The sequence below is a fragment of the Endozoicomonas atrinae genome, assembly GCF_001647025.1.
Lineage (GTDB): Bacteria > Pseudomonadota > Gammaproteobacteria > Pseudomonadales > Endozoicomonadaceae > Endozoicomonas > Endozoicomonas atrinae.
Genome location: NZ_LUKQ02000018.1, coordinates 20,578 through 42,594 on the forward strand (window position 1 = coordinate 20,578; position 22,017 = coordinate 42,594).

General features: G+C 45.1%; 18 protein-coding genes. 11 read left to right on the forward strand and 7 right to left on the reverse strand.

Going from position 1 to position 22,017, the window contains the following annotated elements:
* Positions 1 to 16: 16 nt before the first annotated feature.
* From AK963_RS04275 to yghU, 5 genes are all read left to right on the forward strand, one after another.
* Complete coding sequence (locus AK963_RS04275) at positions 17 to 2,953, forward strand: hybrid sensor histidine kinase/response regulator (RefSeq protein ID WP_175404432.1); 2,937 nt, start codon at positions 17 to 19, stop codon at positions 2,951 to 2,953.
* Positions 2,950 to 4,029 (forward strand): chemotaxis protein CheB, encoded by a 1,080-nt coding sequence (locus AK963_RS04280; protein ID WP_066014240.1) that lies wholly within the window; start codon positions 2,950 to 2,952, stop codon positions 4,027 to 4,029. The genes AK963_RS04275 and AK963_RS04280 overlap by 4 nt, the downstream gene beginning before the upstream one ends.
* On the forward strand, positions 4,016 to 5,044 hold the full coding sequence (locus AK963_RS04285; RefSeq protein WP_238593636.1) for a diguanylate cyclase: 1,029 nt from the start codon (positions 4,016 to 4,018) through the stop codon (positions 5,042 to 5,044). The genes AK963_RS04280 and AK963_RS04285 overlap by 14 nt, the downstream gene beginning before the upstream one ends.
* 11 nt (positions 5,045 to 5,055) lie before the next feature.
* Entirely contained in the window at positions 5,056 to 5,637 is a 582-nt protein-coding gene (locus tag AK963_RS04290; RefSeq protein WP_066014241.1) for a response regulator, read from the forward strand.
* Positions 5,638 to 6,407: 770 nt separating this feature from the next.
* Positions 6,408 to 7,280, forward strand: a complete 873-nt coding sequence (yghU, locus tag AK963_RS04295; protein ID WP_066014242.1) for a glutathione-dependent disulfide-bond oxidoreductase — start codon at positions 6,408 to 6,410, stop codon at positions 7,278 to 7,280.
* A 207-nt stretch (positions 7,281 to 7,487) separates the two neighbouring features.
* Here yghU and AK963_RS04300 read toward each other — a convergent pair whose 3' ends face one another.
* Together AK963_RS04300 and AK963_RS33100 are read right to left on the reverse strand one after the other, a co-directional pair.
* A complete protein-coding gene (locus AK963_RS04300; RefSeq protein WP_066014243.1) occupies positions 7,488 to 8,024 on the reverse strand; it encodes a hypothetical protein in 537 nt (178 codons plus the stop codon).
* A 662-nt stretch (positions 8,025 to 8,686) separates the two neighbouring features.
* Positions 8,687 to 8,827, reverse strand: coding sequence for a hypothetical protein (locus AK963_RS33100; protein ID WP_175404433.1), 141 nt, complete (start codon positions 8,825 to 8,827; stop codon positions 8,687 to 8,689).
* On the opposite strand from AK963_RS33100, the gene AK963_RS04305 reads away from it, so the two are divergent.
* A complete protein-coding gene (locus AK963_RS04305; RefSeq protein ID WP_066014244.1) occupies positions 8,809 to 9,264 on the forward strand; it encodes a hypothetical protein in 456 nt (151 codons plus the stop codon). The two genes, AK963_RS33100 and AK963_RS04305, sit on opposite strands and share 19 nt — an antisense overlap.
* A 75-nt stretch (positions 9,265 to 9,339) precedes the next feature.
* Here AK963_RS04305 and AK963_RS04310 read toward each other — a convergent pair whose 3' ends face one another.
* Positions 9,340 to 9,717, reverse strand: a complete 378-nt coding sequence (locus AK963_RS04310) for a DUF2237 family protein (RefSeq protein ID WP_066014245.1) — start codon at positions 9,715 to 9,717, stop codon at positions 9,340 to 9,342.
* 103 nt (positions 9,718 to 9,820) lie between these two features.
* A complete protein-coding gene (locus AK963_RS04315) occupies positions 9,821 to 11,797 on the reverse strand; it encodes a BCCT family transporter (RefSeq protein WP_066014246.1) in 1,977 nt (658 codons plus the stop codon).
* Positions 11,798 to 12,042: 245 nt separating this feature from the next.
* Here AK963_RS04315 and AK963_RS04320 point away from each other — a divergent pair, with 245 nt between their 5' ends.
* From AK963_RS04320 to AK963_RS04335, 4 genes are all read left to right on the forward strand, one after another.
* Entirely contained in the window at positions 12,043 to 12,522 is a 480-nt protein-coding gene (locus AK963_RS04320; protein WP_066014247.1) for a MarR family winged helix-turn-helix transcriptional regulator, read from the forward strand.
* Between the two features lie 284 nt (positions 12,523 to 12,806).
* A complete protein-coding gene (locus AK963_RS04325; RefSeq protein WP_202969715.1) occupies positions 12,807 to 13,817 on the forward strand; it encodes an ABC transporter substrate-binding protein in 1,011 nt (336 codons plus the stop codon).
* 127 nt (positions 13,818 to 13,944) lie between these two features.
* Entirely contained in the window at positions 13,945 to 14,844 is a 900-nt protein-coding gene (locus AK963_RS04330) for an ABC transporter permease (protein WP_066014248.1), read from the forward strand.
* A complete protein-coding gene (locus AK963_RS04335; RefSeq protein WP_066014249.1) occupies positions 14,837 to 16,045 on the forward strand; it encodes a quaternary amine ABC transporter ATP-binding protein in 1,209 nt (402 codons plus the stop codon). The genes AK963_RS04330 and AK963_RS04335 overlap by 8 nt, the downstream gene beginning before the upstream one ends.
* A gap of 158 nt (positions 16,046 to 16,203) precedes the next feature.
* On the opposite strand, the gene AK963_RS04340 is transcribed toward AK963_RS04335, so the two are convergent.
* The 3 genes from AK963_RS04340 to AK963_RS04350 form a co-directional block, all read right to left on the reverse strand.
* The gene (locus AK963_RS04340) at positions 16,204 to 16,437 is read right to left on the reverse strand and encodes a DUF2789 family protein (protein WP_202969716.1); all 234 of its coding nucleotides are present in this window, start codon (positions 16,435 to 16,437) and stop codon (positions 16,204 to 16,206) included.
* A 147-nt stretch (positions 16,438 to 16,584) separates the two neighbouring features.
* Positions 16,585 to 18,708: a carboxy terminal-processing peptidase gene (locus tag AK963_RS04345; protein WP_066014250.1), complete on the reverse strand. Its 2,124-nt coding sequence runs from the start codon at positions 18,706 to 18,708 to the stop codon at positions 16,585 to 16,587.
* A 392-nt stretch (positions 18,709 to 19,100) separates the two neighbouring features.
* The gene (locus AK963_RS04350; protein WP_066014251.1) at positions 19,101 to 19,454 is read right to left on the reverse strand and encodes a hypothetical protein; all 354 of its coding nucleotides are present in this window, start codon (positions 19,452 to 19,454) and stop codon (positions 19,101 to 19,103) included.
* A gap of 152 nt (positions 19,455 to 19,606) precedes the next feature.
* Between AK963_RS04350 and AK963_RS04355 the strand changes: the two genes are divergently transcribed.
* The gene (locus tag AK963_RS04355; protein ID WP_066014252.1) at positions 19,607 to 21,937 is read left to right on the forward strand and encodes a hypothetical protein; all 2,331 of its coding nucleotides are present in this window, start codon (positions 19,607 to 19,609) and stop codon (positions 21,935 to 21,937) included.
* Positions 21,938 to 22,017 lie beyond the last annotated feature (80 nt).

A 22,017-nucleotide genomic window follows, 5' to 3' on the forward strand; every position in this document is an offset into this window, starting at 1 on the left:
TGGATGGATGATCAATATGACTGACAAGGATTCCAGTGAACAGGAAAAGAGTCAATTAAGTCGTTCAAGTGCGGTGACCAAGCTCTTTCATTCAGAAATTACGCAGCAGATCAGCGAGTTAAAGCAGCTGTTAATCCTAAAAGCTGAAACTGGTTTGGAACGTGTTGATTTAGCTGAATTTGTTGATTTATTCCGTTCTGCCCGAGCCGGCGCGATGCTGGCTAAAGTGAGTGAGGCCTGTGGCCTGACAGAGTCGATGCTGCAGTGGGCTGAACACTTTGCGGAAAACTGGTGTCAGGAATGCTCGGAGGAAAGAGACAGGCAGCAGGAGTTGATAAAACAGCATATTCCTGTCCTCCTGAAAGCGTGTAAGTGCTTGCAGAGGATCGCTGAGGATGTTGTGAGTAAGGGAAGGATTAGTGATGAGTTGGATAAGGAAGCTTCGATACTCAGTACCACCCTTAGTTTGGTAAAAAGTTCCTCATCGATAGAGCAGCGTATAGATGCGACCATGGCCATGAATTCAACTCTGGCAGAGCTGTCCAGTGATAAGGAACCAGTATCTCAAGTGGGCTCAGGAGAGTTTGAGTCAGAGAAGCAGGAGGCGGAACTGGCGGAAAATCAGCAGTTATCACCACCGGAGAATACAGAAGGTTCGCAGAACAAAGAAGTTACACCTGCCCTTCAGAAAATCAGAAACTTTTTCTGGAAAGAACTGGAAGAACGGGTTGAGGTTTTAACTCAGCATTTACTTGAGCTTGAACAGGGGCTTACCTCGACTCAGCGTCTGGAAACCATGATGCGGATGGCTCACACCATCAAGGGGGGGGCCAGACTTGCAGATATCGATCCAGTTATGCGCTTGGCTCATACCCTGGAAGATATTTTTGTATGTGCGCAGAAGCAGCAAATTACCATCAATGGTGATCACACAGACCTTCTTTTGAAGAGTGTGGATAGTATTGTTCAGCTGTCAGAAATGGCGACCCGTCAGAGCGGTATTGATCAGGTGGCATCTGCAAACGCTGAAAAGCTCAGTGAACAGCTTGCAAGAGTGCTCTCAGATCCAGATAGCTTCAAAAAAAGTAACAGTAGTCAGGACATTCAGCAGGATGATGCAGAAGTATCTTTGGCTGTTGAAACTCAAGAGACGGAAGAGACATCGGAGCGAGTTATCCGTGTTAATGCGGATAAGCTGAATAAAGTGATTGGCCTGGCGGGAGAGTTGTCAGTTGAATCTCGTCAACTTAAAAAATTCTGGCAGGAGAATATTAAGCTCAGGCGCAGCACACGCTCTATGAACCAGCTTGTGGAAAAGTGTATTGCGTTAATGTGTAACTATCAGATCGAAGAGAATGACCGGCATTGCCTTAATGAATTAATGAGAGAGTCAGTGTCTGTTGAAGCGTTGGTGAATCACAACTGCTCTGTGCTGGAAGAGTATGAGCGAAAAACCACCTGGCTTACCGATAAACTGGTGCGCGAGACCCTGGCACATCGTATGCGGCCATTTAAAGAGGGAACTCAGGGGTTGCTGCGTTTGGCAAGAACGGTTTCCCAAAAGCTGGAAAAAAAAGTGCGGCTGGAAATTAAAGGTGAGAATACACAGGTAGACAGGGATATTCTTGAGCAGCTTAATGTGCCTTTGACCCACTTGATCCAGAATGCTATCGACCATGGCTTCGAGCCTGTTGAAGTCCGTCGGGAAAGGGGAAAGCCTGAAGAAGGGATTATTACCGTTGAAGCAAGTCATAAAGCTGGTTTGCTGGTTATTACGGTTAAAGATGATGGTGGCGGAGTTAACAGGCAGAAGTTGAGGGAAAAGATACTCAAAAAAAATATGGCGACAGAGGATATGGTTTCAAACATGTCTGACTCTGAGCTTTTTGAATTTCTTTTACTCCCTAATTTCTCCATGAAAGATGAGGTTACTACTGTTTCTGGTCGTGGCGTTGGCATGAACCTTATTCATGAAATGGTACAGAATCTGCGTGGGCGGATAGTGCTGCATTCCGAAGAGGGAAAAGGGTGTTGCTTTGAGCTGTTACTGCCACTGACATTGTCCATGTTACGTTGTGTGGTCATTGAAGTGTCAGGCTTCTTTTATGCCTTGCCTGTTGGCCCCCTGAATAAAGTGCTTACTCTTGGCCAGAGTGATATACAGACCCTGGAAAACCGTCAGTATGTAGAGGATGTAAATGGTGTTCAGCTCGGGCTTGTGAGTGCCCATCAGTTGCTGGAACTGCCTGAGAATCACCAAACTGAGAATTATCAGGAAGCTGTTGTTTTAGGAAGGGGAGCTCATCAGTACGCGGTCACAGTAGACTCTGTTATTGGTGAAACGACATTGGTTGAACGACCGATCGATCATCGCATGGGAAAAATAAAGGATATCAGCTCTGCAGCTTTCCTTGATGATGGCACACCAATTTTAATCCTTGATGCGGATGATCTTGTGCTGTCGATTGAGCGACTGGTTGCAGAGGGACGCATTGATAACTGTGATACAACGGCTTCAGCTGATGAGAGGGCGGCTTCAGCCAAGCGTGTTCTGGTTGTCGATGATTCTGTCACAGTTCGTGAACTGGAAAAGAGTCTGTTGGAGGATAAAGGCTATCGTGTTGATATTGCCGTCGATGGTGCAGATGGCTGGAATGCGGTTCGTATGAATGACTATGACCTGATCATAACGGATATTGATATGCCGCGAATGGATGGTTTCGGGTTTATATCTAATATTCGCAGTGAAGGACGCTTGCAGCATTTGCCAATCATCATTATCTCTTACAAAGATCGCGAATCAGACAGGCAGCGAGGTATGGATGTAGGAGCTGACCACTACCTGACCAAGGGCAGCTTTATGGATGAAACCTTCATCAGCACTGTCAGGGACTTGATTGGTACTGCCTTTCCTGATGATGGAGGTGATGATGAGGGAGCCCTGAACTTATGAAAATCGGAGTGGTCAGGGGCGATTTGTCAGAACGAGAGCATTTAATCCGTCTGGTGAAGGAGCGGCTGGGCTGGGAAGTTATCTGGAGTGTTGGTAGTGGCATTGAAGCGGGTCAGCGTTGCCGGATTCAAAAACCGGATTTGATGCTCATGGGGATCAAGCTTTCCGGAAAGATGGATGGTGTTGAAGCTACCAGAACCATTCTCAAGGAACACCAATGCACAATCGTTATTGTCTCCCGCATGGAGCGTCAGAATACGTCTATTTTTAAAGCGCTTTCTGCAGGAGCAATTGATGCAATTGAAATGCCATCACGAAATTCAGAGAGCATCTCCAATTTTGTCAGCAGGATGCGCAAGCTCAAAACAGTGTCTCAGGAACATGCACTTAAAAATGCGGAACAAGGCTTCTCAGCGCCAAAAAAAAACGTAAAAAACAAAGTAAGTCAATTATCGGATGATTTGCCTGACTTATTGATTGCTATTGGTTGCTCAACTGGAGGACCTGGAGCTGTTGCTCTTTTGCTTGCAGAGCTTCCGGAAGCTTCAAGGGCCTCTGTGATAATCATTCAACATATGGATGAGGAACATGCATCCGGAATGGCTGAATGGCTAGATATGCAAATTCCCATGAGAACCAGAACGATTCAGGGGGGCGAGAGGCCTGAATCGGGTACGGTATTTCTGGCAAAAACCAATGATCATCTGACAATGGATGCTTCTGGAAGGTTGATATACACCAAAGATCCGATTGAAAACCCTTATCGTCCTTCTGTGGATGAGTTTTTTTGCAGTATTGCTCAACACTGGCGAAAGAAGCTGGTTGCCGTTTTATTAACCGGTATGGGAAGGGATGGAGGCCGGGGGCTACTAGCGTTAAGGCGACTGGGATGTCATACCTTTGCTCAGGATAAGGCCAGTTGTGCAGTATACGGAATGCCTCAGGATGCAGCTCAACGAGGGGCCGCCAATGAAATACTTGCTCCAGGTCAAATAGGGGGGCGTTTACGGGAAATTATCAATATTTCTCAAGGGAGTGGTAATTTTCAGGGAGGGAAGCCTGGTGAAAACGAATGAAGAGTCAATTGGTCATCGCATTGAGGCTCCATCTCATGGTTTGGTTCTGTTGATTGATGATGATCCAACCGTTGCTGAAGCGTTGCATTTGATGTTGGAAAATGAAGATGATCTCCGCATGCATTACTGCTCTGATGCAAGTACAGCGCTTGATGTTGCTGCGAAACTGAGACCAACGGTAATCTTGCTGGATATGGTGATGCCGGATATTAGTGGCTTGATGTTGCTTCGTTACCTCAGGGTTGGTGAATTCAGCAGGTCTGTTCCAGTTATTGCACTATCGATGAAGGATGATGCCAAGCTGAAAGCTGATGTATTTAACGCTGGTGGGAATGATTACCTGATTAAGCTGCCGGAGCCTGTTGAACTGCTGGCTAGAATACGATACCACTCAGATTGTTATATTCGGCTCTTACAGCGTAATGAGGCATTCAAAGCGCTGGATGTCAGCCAGCGTAAACTTGCAGAAAGTAATATCAAGCTTCAGCAGCTGGCCAGTATGGATGGACTGACAGGTATACCAAACCGAAGAACTTTCCAGGAGACAATCCAGACTGAATGGGAAAGAGTAACCGATAGTGGAAAGCCTCTGTCACTGATTATGATGGATATAGATTGCTTCAAAAAGTGTAATGATCATTATGGGCATCAATATGGTGATGAAGTCCTGCGTAAGGTTGCTAAGGCTATGGAAAGCATTATAGAGCAGAAGTCAGATATGCTGGCCCGCTTTGGAGGTGAAGAGTTTATTGCTTTATTACCGGGCAAAGATGTTGATAGTGCCGCAAAATTTGGTGAAAAACTCCGCCAGGCCGTAGAGTCTCTTAAACTGGAAAACGTTGAGTCTGAAGTATGTGAGCAGGTTACTATTAGCCTGGGAGTGTCCAGTTGTGTACCCAGTACTAAAAATGTATACCCGGAACAGCTGATTAAATGTGCTGATGAGGCATTATATGAAGCTAAAGTTAATGGGCGTAACCGAGTGGTTAAGTTCGGGGACTCCAGTATTTCTTAGGGCTTTTGGTTATGAGTGAACCTCAAAAATCAGGTCAGCGGAGCTATTATCATCGAGCATTGCTGGTAGTGAATGAGCAGGCTGCTGGTGAACAGTTGAAAAAACTATTAACTTCTAAAGGTTATATGTGTGAAATTACTCTTTCATGGGCAGGTGCCTGTGAAAAGATTGCTAAAGAGTTAATAGATTTGATTGTTTGTGATTATCGGCTAAAAGAAAAAAATGGAATCGAGCTGATTTCTAAGACTTCAAAAATTAAAAAAAACAGTGCTGTGATTCAAGGCTTGGTTCTTTGTAATTTTAGTGATCTTAATCTGGTACTTCAAGAAACTCAGCACTTATCCAATGCTCACTATTTGACTCGACCTTTCAAGGATAGCGCGCTGTTGGCCATAGCTGATCAACTTGTTAAAAGTGGTAAAGGTCTAAAGGACAAGACAGTGATTAACAGTGCTGAGAAAAACTACTCGCTGGACCATAAAATATACAAGAACAGCGCAATGAACGACCTGGAGTGTGATTTTCCCGGGATAACCCTGGGTTGTTGGGATGATCTGGTCGACAAAGTAAAGTGGCAGTGGAAAATAAAATAAAAGCCTTGCACGTCTATAAGCTTTGGGTATTCTGGATCTGAAATTAAAGGTTTTTTCACCTTTTGTTTTATCACGTACACTATAGTGTAAGCTTTTTAAGAGTATGCATGGATGCCCCTGTCACTGTTGATTTTCTAATATTTATCTGTTTTTAGGGAAAGTGCATTGCTGTATTGCGGAAATACTAAAGCCAGCTCTAATACCCTCAGTGCCAGAAGTGCAAGATCAATGTCAATATAATCGCGATTCCAACTAATAGAACTATAGATTTTATTATCTGATCATTGTTTTGTTTTGGAGGCTTATTATTAGTAGATGGACGTGTATTTTGTAGTAAGCATGGAATAAGGTTTGACATAACCAGAAAGCAAGTCAAGAGCAGGGCTGATACAACAACAGTTTTTATCATTGTTTGAATACTCCAGTTATTTATTTTGAACTTAAGAGCTAAAATCTACAAACAGTGAATTCGATGTATGGAATAGATAGATGACTCCAGGCTTTTTATCCAGAGTATGTGGCTTACTGGCAATAGAATATTATGGATGCTTGCTGTCTCCTGGCTATATAAATACCGACATTCAATAAATTTGTGGTGTACAAGGGATTGTGTTTTTCATCACAGCCATAGCCATCTTTTTCCTCAAGGCATGTAAACTATTCATTTTGTTTTTTAATTTCTGAGTTTGTTGATGGAATGCTCTTACCTTTGTCTGGGAATTGCCTTATGGTGGACAGTTTGTGACTTAAAATTGGTTAAGGAGTTGTCCATGGCAGATGCATCCTATGTTCCTCCCAGGGTGTGGGTCTGGGAAAGTGAAAATGGTGGCCAGTTTGGTGGCATTAACCGACCAACGGCCGGTGCCCGTTTTGATAAGCCGCTTCCTGTTGGTAAGCATCCGTTCCAACTTTATTCATTGGCAACGCCTAATGGTGTGAAAGTTACCATACTGTTTGAGGAGTTATTGGAGCAGGGGATTAAGGAAGCAGAGTATGACGCTTTTCTAATTGAGATAATGGAAGGGGGACAGTTTGGTTCGGGCTTTGTTGAAATAAACCCTAACTCTAAGATTCCTGCTATGGTGGATCGAAGCAATGGAGCTGAGATACCTGTGTTTGAATCAGGAGCCATTCTTCTGTACCTGGCTGAGAAATTTAATGCTTTTATACCAGCGGATCTAGCCATGCGGGCGCAGTGTCTCTCATGGCTGTTCTGGCAGATAGGCAGTGGCCCATTTCTGGGGGGTGGGTTTGGTCACTTCTATGCTTATGCCCCAGAAAAATATCAGTACTCAATTGACCGTTTTGCCATGGAGGTCAAGCGTCAGCTGGATGTGTTAAACCAACACTTGGAAAACAATACCTATATCTGTGGCGATGATTATACCATTGCGGATATGGCTATCTGGCCATGGTATGGTGCCTTGGTTGATGGAAAACTGTATGAAGCTGCTGAGTTTCTTCAGGTGGAGAGCTATCTATATGTTGTTCGCTGGGCCAGACAGATTGGGCAGCGAAAGGCCGTTCAGCGTGGGAAAATGGTCAACCGCACGTGGGGTGAACTGTCTGAGCAGTTAAGAAACCGGCATGATGCCTCTGATTTTGAATTAAGAACTCAGGATAAACTGGAAGCTTCAGAATAAATGAATCTGTATTAATGACTTCGCACAAAAAGAATGGTGTTGAAACTGTTCTTTTTGTGTATCTTCATTAATCACCAAATATAAAGATTAGCAGTGTTTATATGCTTGCTGAATAGTCCTGTAGTGATTTCTGATAATGTATACTCTAATGTGGTTTATATTGGAAAGACTATTTATTCTGATTAGGGGGATAGCTTAAGGTAGACTTTATTCTGAAGAGACTATTTCATTGAGTGCACTTTGATCGTCAAGTAATACATAGTCATTGTTGTTTTGTTTACAGCGAAAGTAGATCGCACTACATATTACTATCGTTTCGATTACAAGCGCTTCGATTACAAGCGCTGATGCAGGTGTTAGAAAATTAAAGGCAGTGAGCTCAACATTCTGAATCAGAGATTGAACAAGTAGCATGCCAAGTACACATGAACGACCTGCAAAATCGATTATAAGCCAGGTATTACTGGGGACATTCGGCACTTCTCCTCGTTGCAAGTATGCTTTCCAGTCTTTATACGGTTGTACGAATGATGCTCCTGCCGCTGTGGGCATTGCACCTACTGAAAGCGTATCAACGACAGCGTTACTCCATTGAGGCGGATTATTCTTTAATGCATGTATGGGGAGATTTGTAGCTATCGCTATCTGGCCTGTGGTGGGAGTGGGCAGGCCGCCGACATGATTCAGATTGTTGGCAGTGCTGGAAATAATAGAACGCACTTGTCGAGGAGCCAGAATATCCATGGTTCGGCTATGAAGGTGTTTACCAATCTCTATACCAGCCCCCTGCACCAATCATTGCCGAAGATACTGATAGTCCAATGGCGGACTTCAACGGGTAGTCGGAGATCAACCGTGCAAAGTAATTTAAGTAGCTCCTCTAGGAAGGGGTACTGTTATGCCCTCCATTGTCCTAGAGATCCTGAATTGGATTTTCAGCAGCAGAGTTAAAGCTTTTTACTAACATGCATCACCAGAGTTTGACGTTAAAGTATAAGTGTAATTGATAATGATTGATATTAAGGGTTGAGGGGCGTTATAGGTCAATATTTTGATAAGCCCATTTCGGTTGGGGAAATCTGTAGATCAGAAATCCATATCAAAAATCTGATTTATTCATAAGTTGATGTTAATGGTATTCTGTCGTCAGGATTAAGCGAGTTAATGAGCAGGATTTGAGATAGATCTTCAGGAATGTTTTGTTTTTACGCAAGGAATCTCAATCTGATCTTTAATCTCACAGCGATCCTATAGGCGTTGGTAAATGACCTATTCTTCACAGACCGTAAACGACCCAGAAAGAATAATTTCTTAATTTTATGGTTGTGTTGTTATGAAACTATACATGTTTATTATCCTTTTACTTCCACCGCTTGTCTTTGGTGAACCGATTGGTTTTGAACGGTTTAATCCTCCGCCATACCCTGATGTTCCAGCCCACCCTCATCCAGAGAGACCATTATACCCATCTTCGCATGATTACTCATATCGTGGTTATAGAGCTGAACCTCCGGCTTATACACAGCCGATGTATTCTGACTCGTCATCCATTACTGCCTGTCAAATACCAGCCGGAACCTATCGCTTTGATGCGTACAGTATTTCGAAAACTGAAAAGTTATGGCTGTCTAAACTGGTACTTTATCTTCATGTCAGTAACGCTGGCATGATGGTGATGAGACTCAAGCTCAAGCCAAGGGCGGGTCGTGAAGAGCAGTATGTAGTGATCCCTTATAGTAGTAATGCAGATCTGGTGAACGTTTGCAGTGGGGCTAATTTTAGCTTTTTCTTTAAAGGGATTAATGTGTACGGGAAAACCTTGACCGGGAATCTTGCCGGGCATCTGATCAGGGATGGCAGTAAAAACAATTACCATATCACTGCTGATGGTTGGATGGAGCGTTACGATACGTCATACAATTCAAAAGTGACCATTAACCTGACAGGGCAGCAGTTTGACTTTGTCTACCCATATATTAAATAAGAGAACCGGTAGAAGAGGCGTTTTCTCGGAACATGGCAAAATATGAGCAGCGCCTTCAGGCGCTGAGCAACGTATTTATTGAACCGCGAACTTCTGCAGTACTGCCAGGGGAATAATGTTCAGTGTTTCATGGTGCGTCGCTTCTAAAAATACAGGTGGGGCAACATGGGCTTCAAATGCCTCGTTCCAGCGAGCGGCGCAGATGCACCACCGGTCGCCCTCTTTTAATCCGGGGAAATCCCATTCGGGTTTTGGTGTGGTCAGATCATTGCCTTTTGATAATGAAAACTCCAGGAAGTCGGCCGTCATTAATGCGCAAACGGTATGCCTGCCAATATCCTGCTCAACCGTATGACAAAATCCATCTCGAAAAAAGCCGGTTGCTGTTTGCAGGCAACATGGTTTTAATGGCTTGCCAAAGACATTTTTCTGTGTGGATTCCGGCGTGTTCATAGCAATGAAATTAGGTTTTGACTTTCACCACCCTGCTTCAACAGCTCGTTATACGTAATAAGAGCTGCTGAAGGATGAGGCGATGAGCTCTGCCTGGTTAGCCTTATCGAACCATGTGAAGAAAATGCATGTGCTTTTCATACTGATCGATAATATCACCAATCACCTGATCACTGGTCCAACCCATAATATCGTAACCTTGGCCGCCTTCCCTGAGGAAAACCTCTGCACGGAAGTATTTGCGTTCTTCTTCATCTTCTTCGTCCAGCATAAAGCTGGGTTGAAGGTAAGAGCGGGGGGTTACTTTGTAGAAAAAGTCCACTTCATCGCCGTGGAGTACGACCAGGCTGGGTATCTGCTTTTCAGTATCCAGTTGTATCGTGCTCTCTACGCCCTGTTTACTGAGCTCTGATGCGACGGACTCCATGGCGGGGAGTACAACATCCTGTATAAACCGACTGACATGGGAACGTCGAGGGTAACTGACCATAGTAGCTAATCGGTTCTGCCAGGGAATCGGCTTATGACCCACTTTGGGAGTCAGTGTTGTTTTCTCCAGACTCGCTCTTTTAGCGGCATCAACAGCAAGCGCTTTCAGTAAGCCATAAGCTGAAACCAGAAGTACGATGGAAAAAGGCAGGGCAGAGGCTATGGTCACTGTTTGTAATGCCTGAAGGCCACCTGCCAATAATAGTACCATGGCTACAACACCAATCAGGCTGGACCAGAAAACCCGCTGCCAGATAGGGGTTTTACTGTTGCCTCCTGAGGCAAGCATGTCGACTACCATCGCGCTGGAGTCAGAGGAGGTCACAAAAAAGATAACCACCATGGCAATTGCGATCATCGACAACACATTTGAGAACGGGAAATATTCCAGAAACTTAAATAGAGCGACAGGTACATCGGTTTCTACAGCCTGTCCCAAACCGGCCATCCCCTGATTCATAATCATATCGATAGCGGTATTACCAAAAGCGGTCATCCAGATCAGTGTCAGACCCGTTGGAACGAACAGAACTCCGGTAACAAATTCACGGATGGTTCTGCCCCTGGAAATGCGAGCGATAAACATACCGACAAAAGGAGACCAGGAGAGCCACCAGGCCCAATAGAATAACGTCCAGCCACCAAGCCACTCCGTAGGTTCATAGGCGTAGAGGTTGAATGTCTTACCGACGATGTCTGACAGGTAACCACCAGTATTTTGAACGAACATCTGTAACAGCAGAACGGTTGGTCCGAGTAATACCACCATCACTAATAGCATCAATGCCAGAAGTAAATTGGCTTCTGACAAGCGCCGGATGCCCTTATCCAGTCCAGTCGCTACCGAGATTGTAGCCAGTGCGGTAATAACAACAATCAGAATGACCTGTGCCTGAGTGCTGATTTCAAGACCAAAGAGGTAGTTCAGGCCAGAGTTTACCTGTAAAACTCCATAGCCCAGAGCTGTTGCGACACCAAAGATTGTGCCTAATATGGCAAACACATCAATGGTATGGCCAGGGATACCATGAATGCGATCACCAATAATGGGGTAAAGGGCAGAGCGGAGAGTGAGTGGTAAATTATGCCGGTAACCAAAGAAGGCAAGAATCAGGGCTACGATTGCATATATTGCCCAGGCATGAAGACCCCAGTGAAAAAAGGTGAGCTTCATGGCTTCTTTGGCTGCTTCCACAGTACCCGGCTCACCCAGTGGAGGTGAAAGGAAGTGCATCACCGGTTCGGCTACACCAAAAAACATCAGGCCAATACCCATACCGGCGGAAAAAAGCATGGCAAACCATGAGCCAAAGCTGAATGAAGGTTCTGCATGGTCCGGGCCGAGCTTTATATCGCCATATCGGGACAGGCCCAGAAAGGCTACGCATAGGAGAATCAGGGCGACTGCCATGACATAAAACCAGCTGGCGTTGGTCATAATGCTGGATTGCAGGTGAGTAAAGCGGCTATTGGCATCTTCAGGGAAAAAAACCGTATAGCCCACCAATATAAGTATTAAAATGGCTGAACCAAAGAATACGGGGGGATTGATCGTTTGCCTGGAAGGCATCGAGTTTTCCGGTTGGGACATGTTTTAGGCTCTTGCTGAGTGGTCAAAATCAATTTGATCGTTTGGGTTTGGGACTATGTGCAAGAAGCCCATCAACGCTCTGAGGGGAGTAACATGAAGAGGATCCTGTTTACAGCTTCATTTAGGAGTCTAGGCGAAATATATTACAGCTCAAACTATTTGATATCAAATTGTGTTTGTTTTGCTATTTATTTTGTGGCAAATAAGCACGCTTGTTTTCTGAAACTCTTTGTTGAGTAGGTTGTATGACTGAAACATGTTATTGGACTGACGTACTTATTTCTCTACGACGGATCATACGGGCAACGGATCTTCACTCAAAGCGCATGATCAAGGCCTGTGGCCTGACTACGCCGCAAATCATGGTGTTAAAGGCCATTAACGATCTGGGTGACGTAACGGTTAAACGGATCTCCCAGGATGTATCGCTAAGTCAGGCCACAGTTACCACCATTCTGAACCGGCTGGAAGAGCGGCAGTATCTTGAGAGAGTTCGAAGTGCCAGTGACAAACGAATTGTTAACGCGCGATTGACTGAACTTGGTCGTTCTGTACTGGCAACAGCACCGGCTCTTCTGCATGAAAAGTTTATTGAACGTTTTGAGGCTCTTGAGCCCTGGGAGAAAACGCAGGTGCTGTCTTCTCTGCAAAGGGTTGCAGCCATGATGGATGCTGAGTCTATCGATGCTGCTCCGCTTCTGGATATTGGTGGTACAGAGCCTTAATTGTTTGATTTTTATTCTATTTCTTGGATGGGGCTGGTGGTGAGAAGCTGAAAGTAATTTGAAATCTAATCATTAGAAGTGTAAGTTATTGCCCCTATCGGTGTCCGGGAAAGTACGGTTTTGTCCTTGACGCTGGAAAATGGGCTTAAAAATTTCTGCTTATTTATCTACAGATAACGTCCTCAAAGCAGAAATTCTTATTCCCAGTTTTTCACGTCAATTTATAGAATTAAAAAGGCACTACCCGGCACCAGTAAAGGACTTATAATAAATCAGGTACAGAAATGCTAAAAAATAAATTTGCGGCTGGAGCCCTGCTTACACTGTCGTTCCCGTTATCCGCGGCCGTCTCTGCCAATGAATGTGGCGACGTTACCATTGCCGATATGAACTGGAACTCGGCAACGCTGATAGCCCACGTTGATCAATTTATCCTCCAGAATGTATTTGGCTGCAATGTTGAGCTGGTACCCGGTGATACCATGGCTACTGGAACCTCTATGGTTGAAAAGGGGGAGCCGGATATTGCTCCGGAAATGTGGAGTAACTCCATGAGGCAGGCTTTCGATAAAGGCGTAGAGGAAAAACGCCTTCGTTATGCGGGCAACTCTATCTCTGAAGGTGGTGAAGAGGGGTTCTGGGTGCCGAAATATATGGTCGAGAAAGACGCTGACTTGAAAACCATTGAAGGTATTAAAAAGAAGGCGAAAATATTCAAGCACCCTGAAGACTCAAGCTTGTCCGCCTTTTATGGTTGTCCAGCAGGATGGAACTGCCAGATTAATTCCGGAAACCTGTTCAAGGCTCTTGATCTTGAAGAGTATGGTTTTGACTTGGTCGACCCAGGTTCCGGTGCAGGTATGTCCGGTGCAATTGCCAAGGCATATGAGCGTGAAGAAGCCTGGTTTGGCTATTACTGGGCACCTTCAGCTGTGCTAGGTAAGTACGAAATGGTTAAGGTTGACTTCGGTTCAGGTGTAGATGTGAATGAATACCTGACCTGTACTACCAAAGAAGACTGTGAATCACCAAAAGTAACCATGTATCCCCCTTCTCCAGTCAACACCATTACTACTGAGGCATTTGCCGTTAAGGCGCCTGCTGCGTATGAATACCTGGCAACACGATCATTTACTAATCAGCAAATGAACGAGCTTCTGGCCTGGATGGAAGAAAATCAGGCTGATGGTGAGATAGCAATGGAACACTTTTTGACGAACTATGAGCCCATCTGGACTCAGTGGTTGTCTGCAGATGTTGTTGAAAAAGTAAAGCAAGAGCTTTCTGCTCTTTGAGGTCATCACTTGCCTGTTTTGCAAGGGTGGTTGCATATTGTTCTACGTGGATTTTTTACGTAACTCGCTGTTTGTGTGACCACCGCCATTTCTCTCTTATAAAAGAGCATAATAAAGGCTGAAGTGTATGGCTAAGGAATCATGGGTTACTGAGTTTCCGGATATGGATCGCAGTGACCTTATCGCTTTGAGAAAGTCTCTGGATGGAGCCTACCGGGATTTTTCCCGTGAATATGGCGATTTGATTGAGTCTTTCTTTGACCCTTTACTTTCTTTTCTTGTCTGGTTTGAAAACCTGTTAATCAGCTCCCCCTGGTTATTGATACTGGCGGTTATTACTGGTTTGGCCTATGCGGCCAGCCGCTCCTGGAAACTGTGTTTAGGTGTTGTCTGTTCACTTCTGGCAATTGGGTACTTTGGTATGTGGGAAAATACCATGAGGACCCTGAGTGTTATCACGGTATGTACGTTACTCTCCTTGGTGCTGGGTATACCCACTGGTATTGCAATGGCCCGCTCAGACCGGGTACAGAAGGTTGTTACTCCAATTCTGGATATCATGCAGACCATGCCAGCATTTGTGTATTTGATTCCTGTCGTGATGTTACTGGGAATTGGTAAGATTCCCGGTGTAATCGCAGTTGTTATTTATGCCATTCCACCGGTCATTCGACTGACCAATCTTGGGATTCGCCTTGTTGATAAAGAGGTGCTGGAGGCAGCCACTGCATACGGCGCCAGCCCTTTTCAACGGTTATGGGGTGTTCAGCTGCCATTGGCAATGCCAACCATTATGGCCGGGATTAATCAGACCATCATGATGGCGCTGGCCATGGTGGTGATTGCATCCATGATTGGCGTTAAAGGCCTTGGCCAGCCAGTGTTGAAATCGATTACTAACCAGTATTTCACACTGGGACTGTTAAACGGCCTTGCTATTGTTGCGTTGGCGATCATCTTCGATCGGGTTTCTCAGGCTTATGCCCGCAGAACCCAGAAACATCTGGGGGGAGCTGAGCATGCGTGATGGTGAAACTAACAAGCCGTTGATTCAAATCCGGGGGTTATACAAACTTTTCGGGAAGCAACCAGAAAAAGTGATGTCACGGGTTCACCAGGGAGAGTCCAAAGATCAGATTCTTGCTGATACAGGGCACACGCTTGGACTCAGGGATATCAACCTTGAGGTAAAATCGGGTGAGATTTTTGTGATCATGGGGCTTTCCGGATCTGGAAAGTCTACCTTGATTCGCCACTTTAATCGTTTGATTGACCCCACTGAGGGTGAGATTCTGGTTGATGGAACCGATATTACCCGGTTTTCAGCCAAAGAGCTGGAGAACTTCCGGCGGCAGAAGATGTCCATGGTCTTTCAGCGTTTTGGGCTGATGCCTCACCGGACGGTAATTGATAATGTTGCTTATGGTTTGTCGGTTCAAGGCGTTGCCAAGGCAGAGCGACTGAAGAAAGCGGCCCAGTGGCTGGATACGGTTGGTCTGGCAGGGTATGAGCAGCAATACCCGGCACAGTTATCTGGTGGTCAGCAACAGCGGGTTGGTTTGGCCAGGGCACTGTGTACCGATGCGGAAATTCTGTTGATGGACGAAGCCTTCTCGGCTCTGGACCCACTGATTCGCAGTGAAATGCAGGATCAGTTGATAGAGCTGCAGAGCAAGCTGCATAAAACCATTGTTTTCATTACCCATGACCTCGATGAAGCGCTGAGGTTAGGAGATCGCATCGCTATTCTGAAAGATGGTGAGCTTGTTCAGCAGGGGGCTCCGGAAGAAATTCTGTTGAACCCGGCTACTGAATATGTTGAAGCGTTCGTTAAAGACGTGAATCGTGCCCGGGCATTGACGGTAGAAACGGTGATGAAGCCGCCGGCCTGTCGGATTACTGCGGAAACCATTGATGAAGCGTTGAGTCAGATGAAAAAGACATCTGAGGACTTTGGCTATTACGTTAATGATGAGGGTTATCAGGGCATTATACTTCAGCAGACCCTTGAACAGGCGGTACTGAAGGGGAATCACAAGAAAGTAAGCTCTATCTTGATTGAGACGGTGCCCGCTATTCAGGCAGATTCGATTCTGGAGTCAGTGATTCCTGATACATTGGATACAGACTTCCCCCTGCCTGTGGTTGATGATGATGGGCAGTTACAGGGGCAGCTTTCCCGTTCAAGCCTTGCTGAAGTGTTGGGGGACGTCTCTACAAGTCACTAGATGATTTGAGGGTGTTATGAATTTCATCCTCAGGGCTCAGTTGATATTACTCTGCGAAAAGGTCATCAGGCCCTGAACACGACGAAGACCACACAAGCCACAAAGAAGGTGAAAAGCTTTTCTTCGTGTGCTTTGTGATCTTTGTGGTTTGTAGGCTTTTAATGTCTCAGCAGTGTATCCAGCTCGTCAATGGCTTCACACCACTGCGCATCCAACTCTCTTTCTTCCACAAGAAAAGCCTTCTGTGATGTATTCCAGAAATCTGCATCTTCCAGCCTCTCATTTTTTTTCAGTGAATGCTGATTGAGAAAGTGGGTAATGGCTTCTGGTTCTGTCTCAAGGCCTAGCTGGGAAAACAGGCTTGAAAGATCGTTGAACTGTGCATCCATCATGATGGTATTGCCTTATTCGAGCTTGAGGTTCCTTTAATCAAGATAGACCAGATCGATAGTGTCAGCAGTCAGCCAGCCTGGTTTGATTATTGTGCTTTTCATTAAAAAGCCCGCAATAGCGGGCTTTTTATTAAGTGAAAGAAGGTTCTAGCCAGAGCGGCGGGTAAAGAGTTGCTTATTGTTGGTAGCCTTCACCATGTCAGTTAGGATGACACCCGCTTCCTGAAGAAAGGCATCAGGCTCTTTGTCTTTTTTCTTCTGTTCCAGCTCCTGATTATTAATCTCTTCGAGCTCATCAAGATTGTTCAGCAAAGGCTGTCCCCTGGATTTTCTCAGGCGGTTTTCAATGGCAAGGCGTTGGCTGCGCATGGTTTGCAGCTCCAGCTCTCGTCTTTCCTGATTCAGGGAAACCTTTTTCTGATTTTCATAATGTTCGAAGTAGTCCTTCATCTCATGGAGGTAAACAAAATCAGCATTTTTACGGGTGCGATATTCATGCTTTTTCTGCAGCTCCGGCAGGTAGGGGCTGAAATTGGCATAAGGCCTGTAAGATACCGGTGAGATATTGTCCCATGGTAGTGCATCTGGAAGCGTGTCCTCACCAATATCCCGGCCATCGTAGAGGGATGGGAAGATTATATCGGGTATAACTCCACGGTTTTGCGTGCTCTGGCCAGAAACCCGGTAGAACTTGGCCAGCGTGAGCTTCAGCTGCCCATGGTTCAGTGGTTGGATGCTTTGCACGGTACCTTTGCCGTAACTCTGGCTTCCAACGATCAGTGCCCTGCCATAATCCTGCATGGCACCTGCAAAAATTTCGGAAGCGGATGCACTGAGGCGATCAATCATGACGACCATGGGGCCATCGTAGAGCTGCTCTGAGTCCGGGTCTTCCTGCCGTTCAGAGCGACCCCGGTTATTACGAACGACAACGGTAGGCCCTTTATCGATAAACAGACCGGTCAATTCATTAGCTTCTTGCAATGAACCTCCGCCATTACCGCGAAGATCGATAATCAGGCCATCCACTTTCTCTTTCTTTAATTTTTCCAACAACCTGCGGACGTCACGGGTAGTACTCTTATAATCGGGGTCTCCGGCCTGGGCAGCTTTGAAGTCGATGTAGAAGGTTGGTAGCTCGATAACTCCGATACGACTGTTTTTTCCATTCATGGGTACTTCGATGATCTTGCTGGCAGCATCCTGTTCTTCCAGTTTGACACGATCCCGGACAATCTCGTAAACCCGGGTGCTGCTGTCCTTGCTACTACCGGGGATAATCTCCAGGCGAACCAGAGTATGTTTGGCGCCGCGAATCAATTTGACCACATCGTCCAGACGCATACCGACAACATCTTCGAGGTTGCCTTTCTTTCCCTGTCCAACGCTGACGATTTTATCACCGGGTTTTAGCTGACCGGCTTTCTCCGCAGGGCCGCCAGGTACAACACTGACTACTTTGGTGTATTCATCTTCTGCAGAAAGTACTGCTCCAATACCTTCAAGAGAGAGGCTCATGTTGATGTCAAAGTTTTCAGCCGTCTGTGGAGAGAAGTACTGTGTGTGCGGGTCGTATATACCAGCAAAGGCATTTATATAGGTCTGAAAGGCATCTTCACTTTTGCTCTGGTGGAGTCTGCGCAGCAGGTTGGTATTTCTTCTGCGTAGCTGATTGATAATCTCTTCGTCAGTTTTGTTGTTCAGCTTCTGGCTTAATACACTGTCTTTAAGTTGCTTGACCCAAAGCTGTTGCTGGGCTTGCTTGTTGGTAAGCCAGGGCTCGTCCTTGCGCTCAATCACAAGTTCTTCATTTTTTTTGAGGTTCAGATCCTTAATGCCCAGGTCTAACTGTTTAAGCATGAAGCGTGCGCGTTCTTCTGCTCGTTCACGATAGCGGTTAAAGATGGCGAAGGCAGGGTTGAGGTCGCCGCTTTTCAGGGAGTCTCCCAGTTTTTTCCGATATGGCTCAAATTCCTGAATATCTGACTGAAGGAAAAAGCTTCGGTTTGGGTCAAGGCGATCCAGGTAGCGATCAAATACCTTTTCCATATTGTCCTGGTCAAGGGGGATTTTCCGGTAGTGGCTTCTTGAAAGAAGTTGAACCACGTGGACGCTGGCAATGGCCTGCTGCAGATTAGGCGTCAGAGTGGGTACTGGCTGGCTGATGTCCTTGTCTACGGCCTGAGCGAGATTGCCTGTGAGAAGTACTGTGAAAAGCAGCGATGAAAAGAACAGCAGAATTCTTTTAGCTGGCTGCAGTTTCGATATCATAGGGGCGTTAGCTCCGTGTCATTCTGTCTGTTGAAGTGTGCCTTCCTGGCTCAGTAGTAACCTAACGGCTAAGACACTTTCCATTACTCACCATTACTCAAGTCATCGCTCAGGCTGCCAAAGTCTTGAGTATCCCTTGGGGATTAATACAGCATAATACAGTCGCTTGGTGGATGACAGCAGTTGAGTATTCAAAGCTGGACAACCTTATGTAAATCAGGCCGTTAATCCATAGCCGGTAAAATGATTGAATACATCCTATTCCAACAAGGCTATTGGAAAAAATCAATGATTCATTTGGCTCGGGGGGAGTTGTTGTACAGAGATGGATGGGCGCAGATAAATTATCTGCCGTGCCCATAATATGCGGAGTTTCGAAGGTGGGTTAGTGATCAATTATAGCCTTTGATAAAACCACCAGTCTCATCGAATGACTTTGAAGCAGGCAGTGTCGTAGAAGCCTTTAGCAACGGTTTAACCGGGTTGATGGTACTGCGATGAAGTGAAAAGACATTCTGGGAATTTGGTGTTGGACGCAGTGTTGGCCGGCTGTTGGCTTGGAGTTTCATGAGGTTGCCTGTGATGTTGGCTGGTCTGTTAACATCATTAAGATTAGCAATATCGGCCGAAAAATTGGAGTCTGAAATTGTACGTATGACGCGGGTTTGCGTTGCATTTTGCAAATAAATGTAATTGAAACGGACTGGGAGTTTTGATTCTGAATAATTGTTATAGGCTTGCTCCATGGATTTCTTATTGATTTGTTCCGATATCTGGAACAAATTTTTAGTAAATGGATTCTGATTTCAGTATGCAATCAGTTTTGTGGAGGCTTCCAATTAAAGTGTCTGGTTGTATGTCCGGTTGGTAACGCCCCCTAGGTTAGTAGGTTATCCGCATGGCTAATGTCTCAAGTAATGAGGTTCAAACAGCATATAACCTTTGTAATGAAGAGGGGACTTTCATTGAGGTCAAAGGAGAGGATGGCAGGACCATTACCGGGAGATCCGGTCAGCCTGTTTTTGGTTTTCGGCGTGGTGATTTTGTGAGTTATCATGATGGGTTACCGAATTACTTACCACCATCAACTGATTGTAGGGCAAGTATGCCGGAAGCCCCTCGGTCAGTGTCATTAGCAGCTCCGTTTTTAGGTAGCACGTGTATACCAACCGTTGCTGTGGAGCATGGCCTGTCGATTAATCAACATGCTTTGCTTTCGCAAGACCAGCCTGGTTGTTTTCTTAATACTCAGTATATTGAAAACCAGCGCTTTTCAATGGAGGGGCCACAGGGTGTATTTTATGGATGTCAGGTAATCGCGCAGTCGGAGCCAGTGGTTCTTAATATGGGGGGGATGGTTGGCAGTTTACCCTATATGCAACACTCTGCCAGCGTGGTCAGAGCTGTGCATGCAGGGCAAGCTATTCTGCCTGTGAATGATATCTCTCAGAAACCCGTACCGTTTTATGATGTAGCAGGAGGAGTGATACCTGCTATATATAACTCGTTATCACCCTGTGCTGCCTTTAATCAGAGGTCTTCTGGCATATATCAGAATTCGGCTTCCGGAAGTACGGTTCGTTCAATGGCTGTGAAACCTGTTTTGGCAGCAAAGGGGGGAGCCAGCCTTTCATTTCAGGAGCCAGGGGCGAGCATAGTTGGAGGCAGAGAGGTATCAAGGCGGATAAGTAGTGATGACTCTGTAAGAAAAGTAAGAAAAAATAAAAGAAGGGCCAGGAAGAAGGTTCAGGCTGGAGAGGGTGCTGCTACAAACCCCTCTGCTCGACAGCAACCTGCGATAGCAGGTTCTGAACTTGGTAGTGGTAAAAGAACAAAGCCGATAAAAAAACTACCGATTGTTACTGAAGTGGCTGGCGCACATTACCCTGTATTACCGAATAGTTCCGATACTCAAAAGCAAGCAGAGGGAGTAGTGCCAATAAAGGATGCTAATGAATTGAGTTTATCTTCTCTTCATGGCATTAAGAAAAAGCGGCGCCTGCTGCTGGGTTCAATGAATGATCCGGCGCTTTTTGTTAAGCATGTTGTGGATGTTTTGAAGCTTATTGAGGAAAATGCAGCTAAGTATGTTTGGTTCTCATTAAAAGAATCGGAATTTCAATTATTTATAGATGTTCGTGCCAGGCTTTATAAATGGACAAGAGGTTGTCCTAAAGATGAGCGAAAAGTTGATCTGCAGCAGGCTGAATATATTTTTCGAAAAATTGATCCTTTTATTGTACGGGCTTTTGAAGGCTTTTTAGATAAAATAAATGAAGGATATAGTAAGTTGCTGTTTGATACTCTGGATTTTCTTTTGATGGACTATGTTTTCGGTATCGATTTGGAGAAAATCGATTTAAGTAAACTGCTTCCATTCATAAATAACATATCTCTGGTTATGTCTGCTGGACTGGCATGTAAAATTGCGGGACATCGCAAAATTACAGGGAGAAATAAGCAGGCATTAGTCGTGGAGATGTATAAGAGTTTCATCAAAAGGTTGGGGGATGGGGGGTGTATAAACTTGCGAAAGGAGCAGGTCAGTCATTGTTTTTTTCAATTCTCCCGAGCTTTTATTAATCTTCCTGATTCTTGGTTTCATGAAAGCAAGCTGGCTGATGTGAGAGTTAGTCGTATTGGTAAAGATGCTTGGTTGAATAAAATAGAAACGAGTAAAAGGCAATATTTATCAGGCTATGGGCGTATTCGAGGGGAGCAGTTGGCTGTCAGGTGGTCAAAGCTGGAAAATGAAATTATTAACGAAGGTGATGTAGGTCAGAGTGACGAAGTATCAGAAGCTATAAGTCAAAGTGACAGAAAAACTCCTGAAGCTATCGCTGATCACGTGAAGGCTCAAGTAAGATTATCCAATGAGGCAATATGTAATCGCGCATGTGAGTTACTTCAGAGTGAAAACACTTCTGCAGCAAGAGAATTGTATGAAAATATTTTAAGAAGTAAGGATGTCAAACCCTTCATGGTTATCACTTGTGAGCTTGCTTTAATTGAGGTTTTATTTAGAGAATTATGCTTTATCTGGGATTATTCTAACTTCAAAAAAATAATCCGTAAATGTGAAAGGATATTTAATGATTATAGGAGTGCATGTTCACGGAAAGGTCATCGGGTTGAAATAAAAGCTTGTGAGTTGGAGAAGGTTTCAGATAAGGTTGATGAGACAATACTCCGGACACTATTATGCAGCGATAGCACCATAGCTACTTAGCTCCTCATAAGTATTCATGACTTTTTCGTCATTCATTGCCAAGCCTAACTTCTCAAAAACTCTGTGCATCAGGTTCTGAT

Bases quoted from the DNA above. Each gene is read 5' to 3' on its own strand.
- AK963_RS04290 (WP_066014241.1), top strand. From the start codon at position 5,056: ATGAGTGAACCTCAAAAATCAGGTCAGCGGAGCTATTATCATCGAGCA.
- AK963_RS04330 (WP_066014248.1), top strand. From the start codon at position 13,945: ATGGCTAAGGAATCATGGGTTACTGAGTTTCCGGATATGGATCGCAGT.
- AK963_RS04305 (WP_066014244.1), top strand. From the start codon at position 8,809: ATGTATTCTGACTCGTCATCCATTACTGCCTGTCAAATACCAGCCGGA.
- AK963_RS04310 (WP_066014245.1), bottom strand. From the start codon at position 9,717: ATGAACACGCCGGAATCCACACAGAAAAATGTCTTTGGCAAGCCATTA.
- AK963_RS04315 (WP_066014246.1), bottom strand. From the start codon at position 11,797: ATGTCCCAACCGGAAAACTCGATGCCTTCCAGGCAAACGATCAATCCC.
- AK963_RS04300 (WP_066014243.1), bottom strand. From the start codon at position 8,024: ATGGATATTCTGGCTCCTCGACAAGTGCGTTCTATTATTTCCAGCACT.
- AK963_RS04345 (WP_066014250.1), bottom strand. From the start codon at position 18,708: ATGATATCGAAACTGCAGCCAGCTAAAAGAATTCTGCTGTTCTTTTCA.
- AK963_RS04355 (WP_066014252.1), top strand. From the start codon at position 19,607: ATGGCTAATGTCTCAAGTAATGAGGTTCAAACAGCATATAACCTTTGT.
- AK963_RS04340 (WP_202969716.1), bottom strand. From the start codon at position 16,437: ATGATGGATGCACAGTTCAACGATCTTTCAAGCCTGTTTTCCCAGCTA.
- AK963_RS04320 (WP_066014247.1), top strand. From the start codon at position 12,043: ATGACTGAAACATGTTATTGGACTGACGTACTTATTTCTCTACGACGG.
- AK963_RS04280 (WP_066014240.1), top strand. From the start codon at position 2,950: ATGAAAATCGGAGTGGTCAGGGGCGATTTGTCAGAACGAGAGCATTTA.
- AK963_RS33100 (WP_175404433.1), bottom strand. From the start codon at position 8,827: ATGACGAGTCAGAATACATCGGCTGTGTATAAGCCGGAGGTTCAGCTC.
- AK963_RS04350 (WP_066014251.1), bottom strand. From the start codon at position 19,454: ATGGAGCAAGCCTATAACAATTATTCAGAATCAAAACTCCCAGTCCGT.
- yghU (WP_066014242.1), top strand. From the start codon at position 6,408: ATGGCAGATGCATCCTATGTTCCTCCCAGGGTGTGGGTCTGGGAAAGT.
- AK963_RS04325 (WP_202969715.1), top strand. From the start codon at position 12,807: ATGCTAAAAAATAAATTTGCGGCTGGAGCCCTGCTTACACTGTCGTTC.
- AK963_RS04335 (WP_066014249.1), top strand. From the start codon at position 14,837: ATGCGTGATGGTGAAACTAACAAGCCGTTGATTCAAATCCGGGGGTTA.
- AK963_RS04275 (WP_175404432.1), top strand. From the start codon at position 17: ATGACTGACAAGGATTCCAGTGAACAGGAAAAGAGTCAATTAAGTCGT.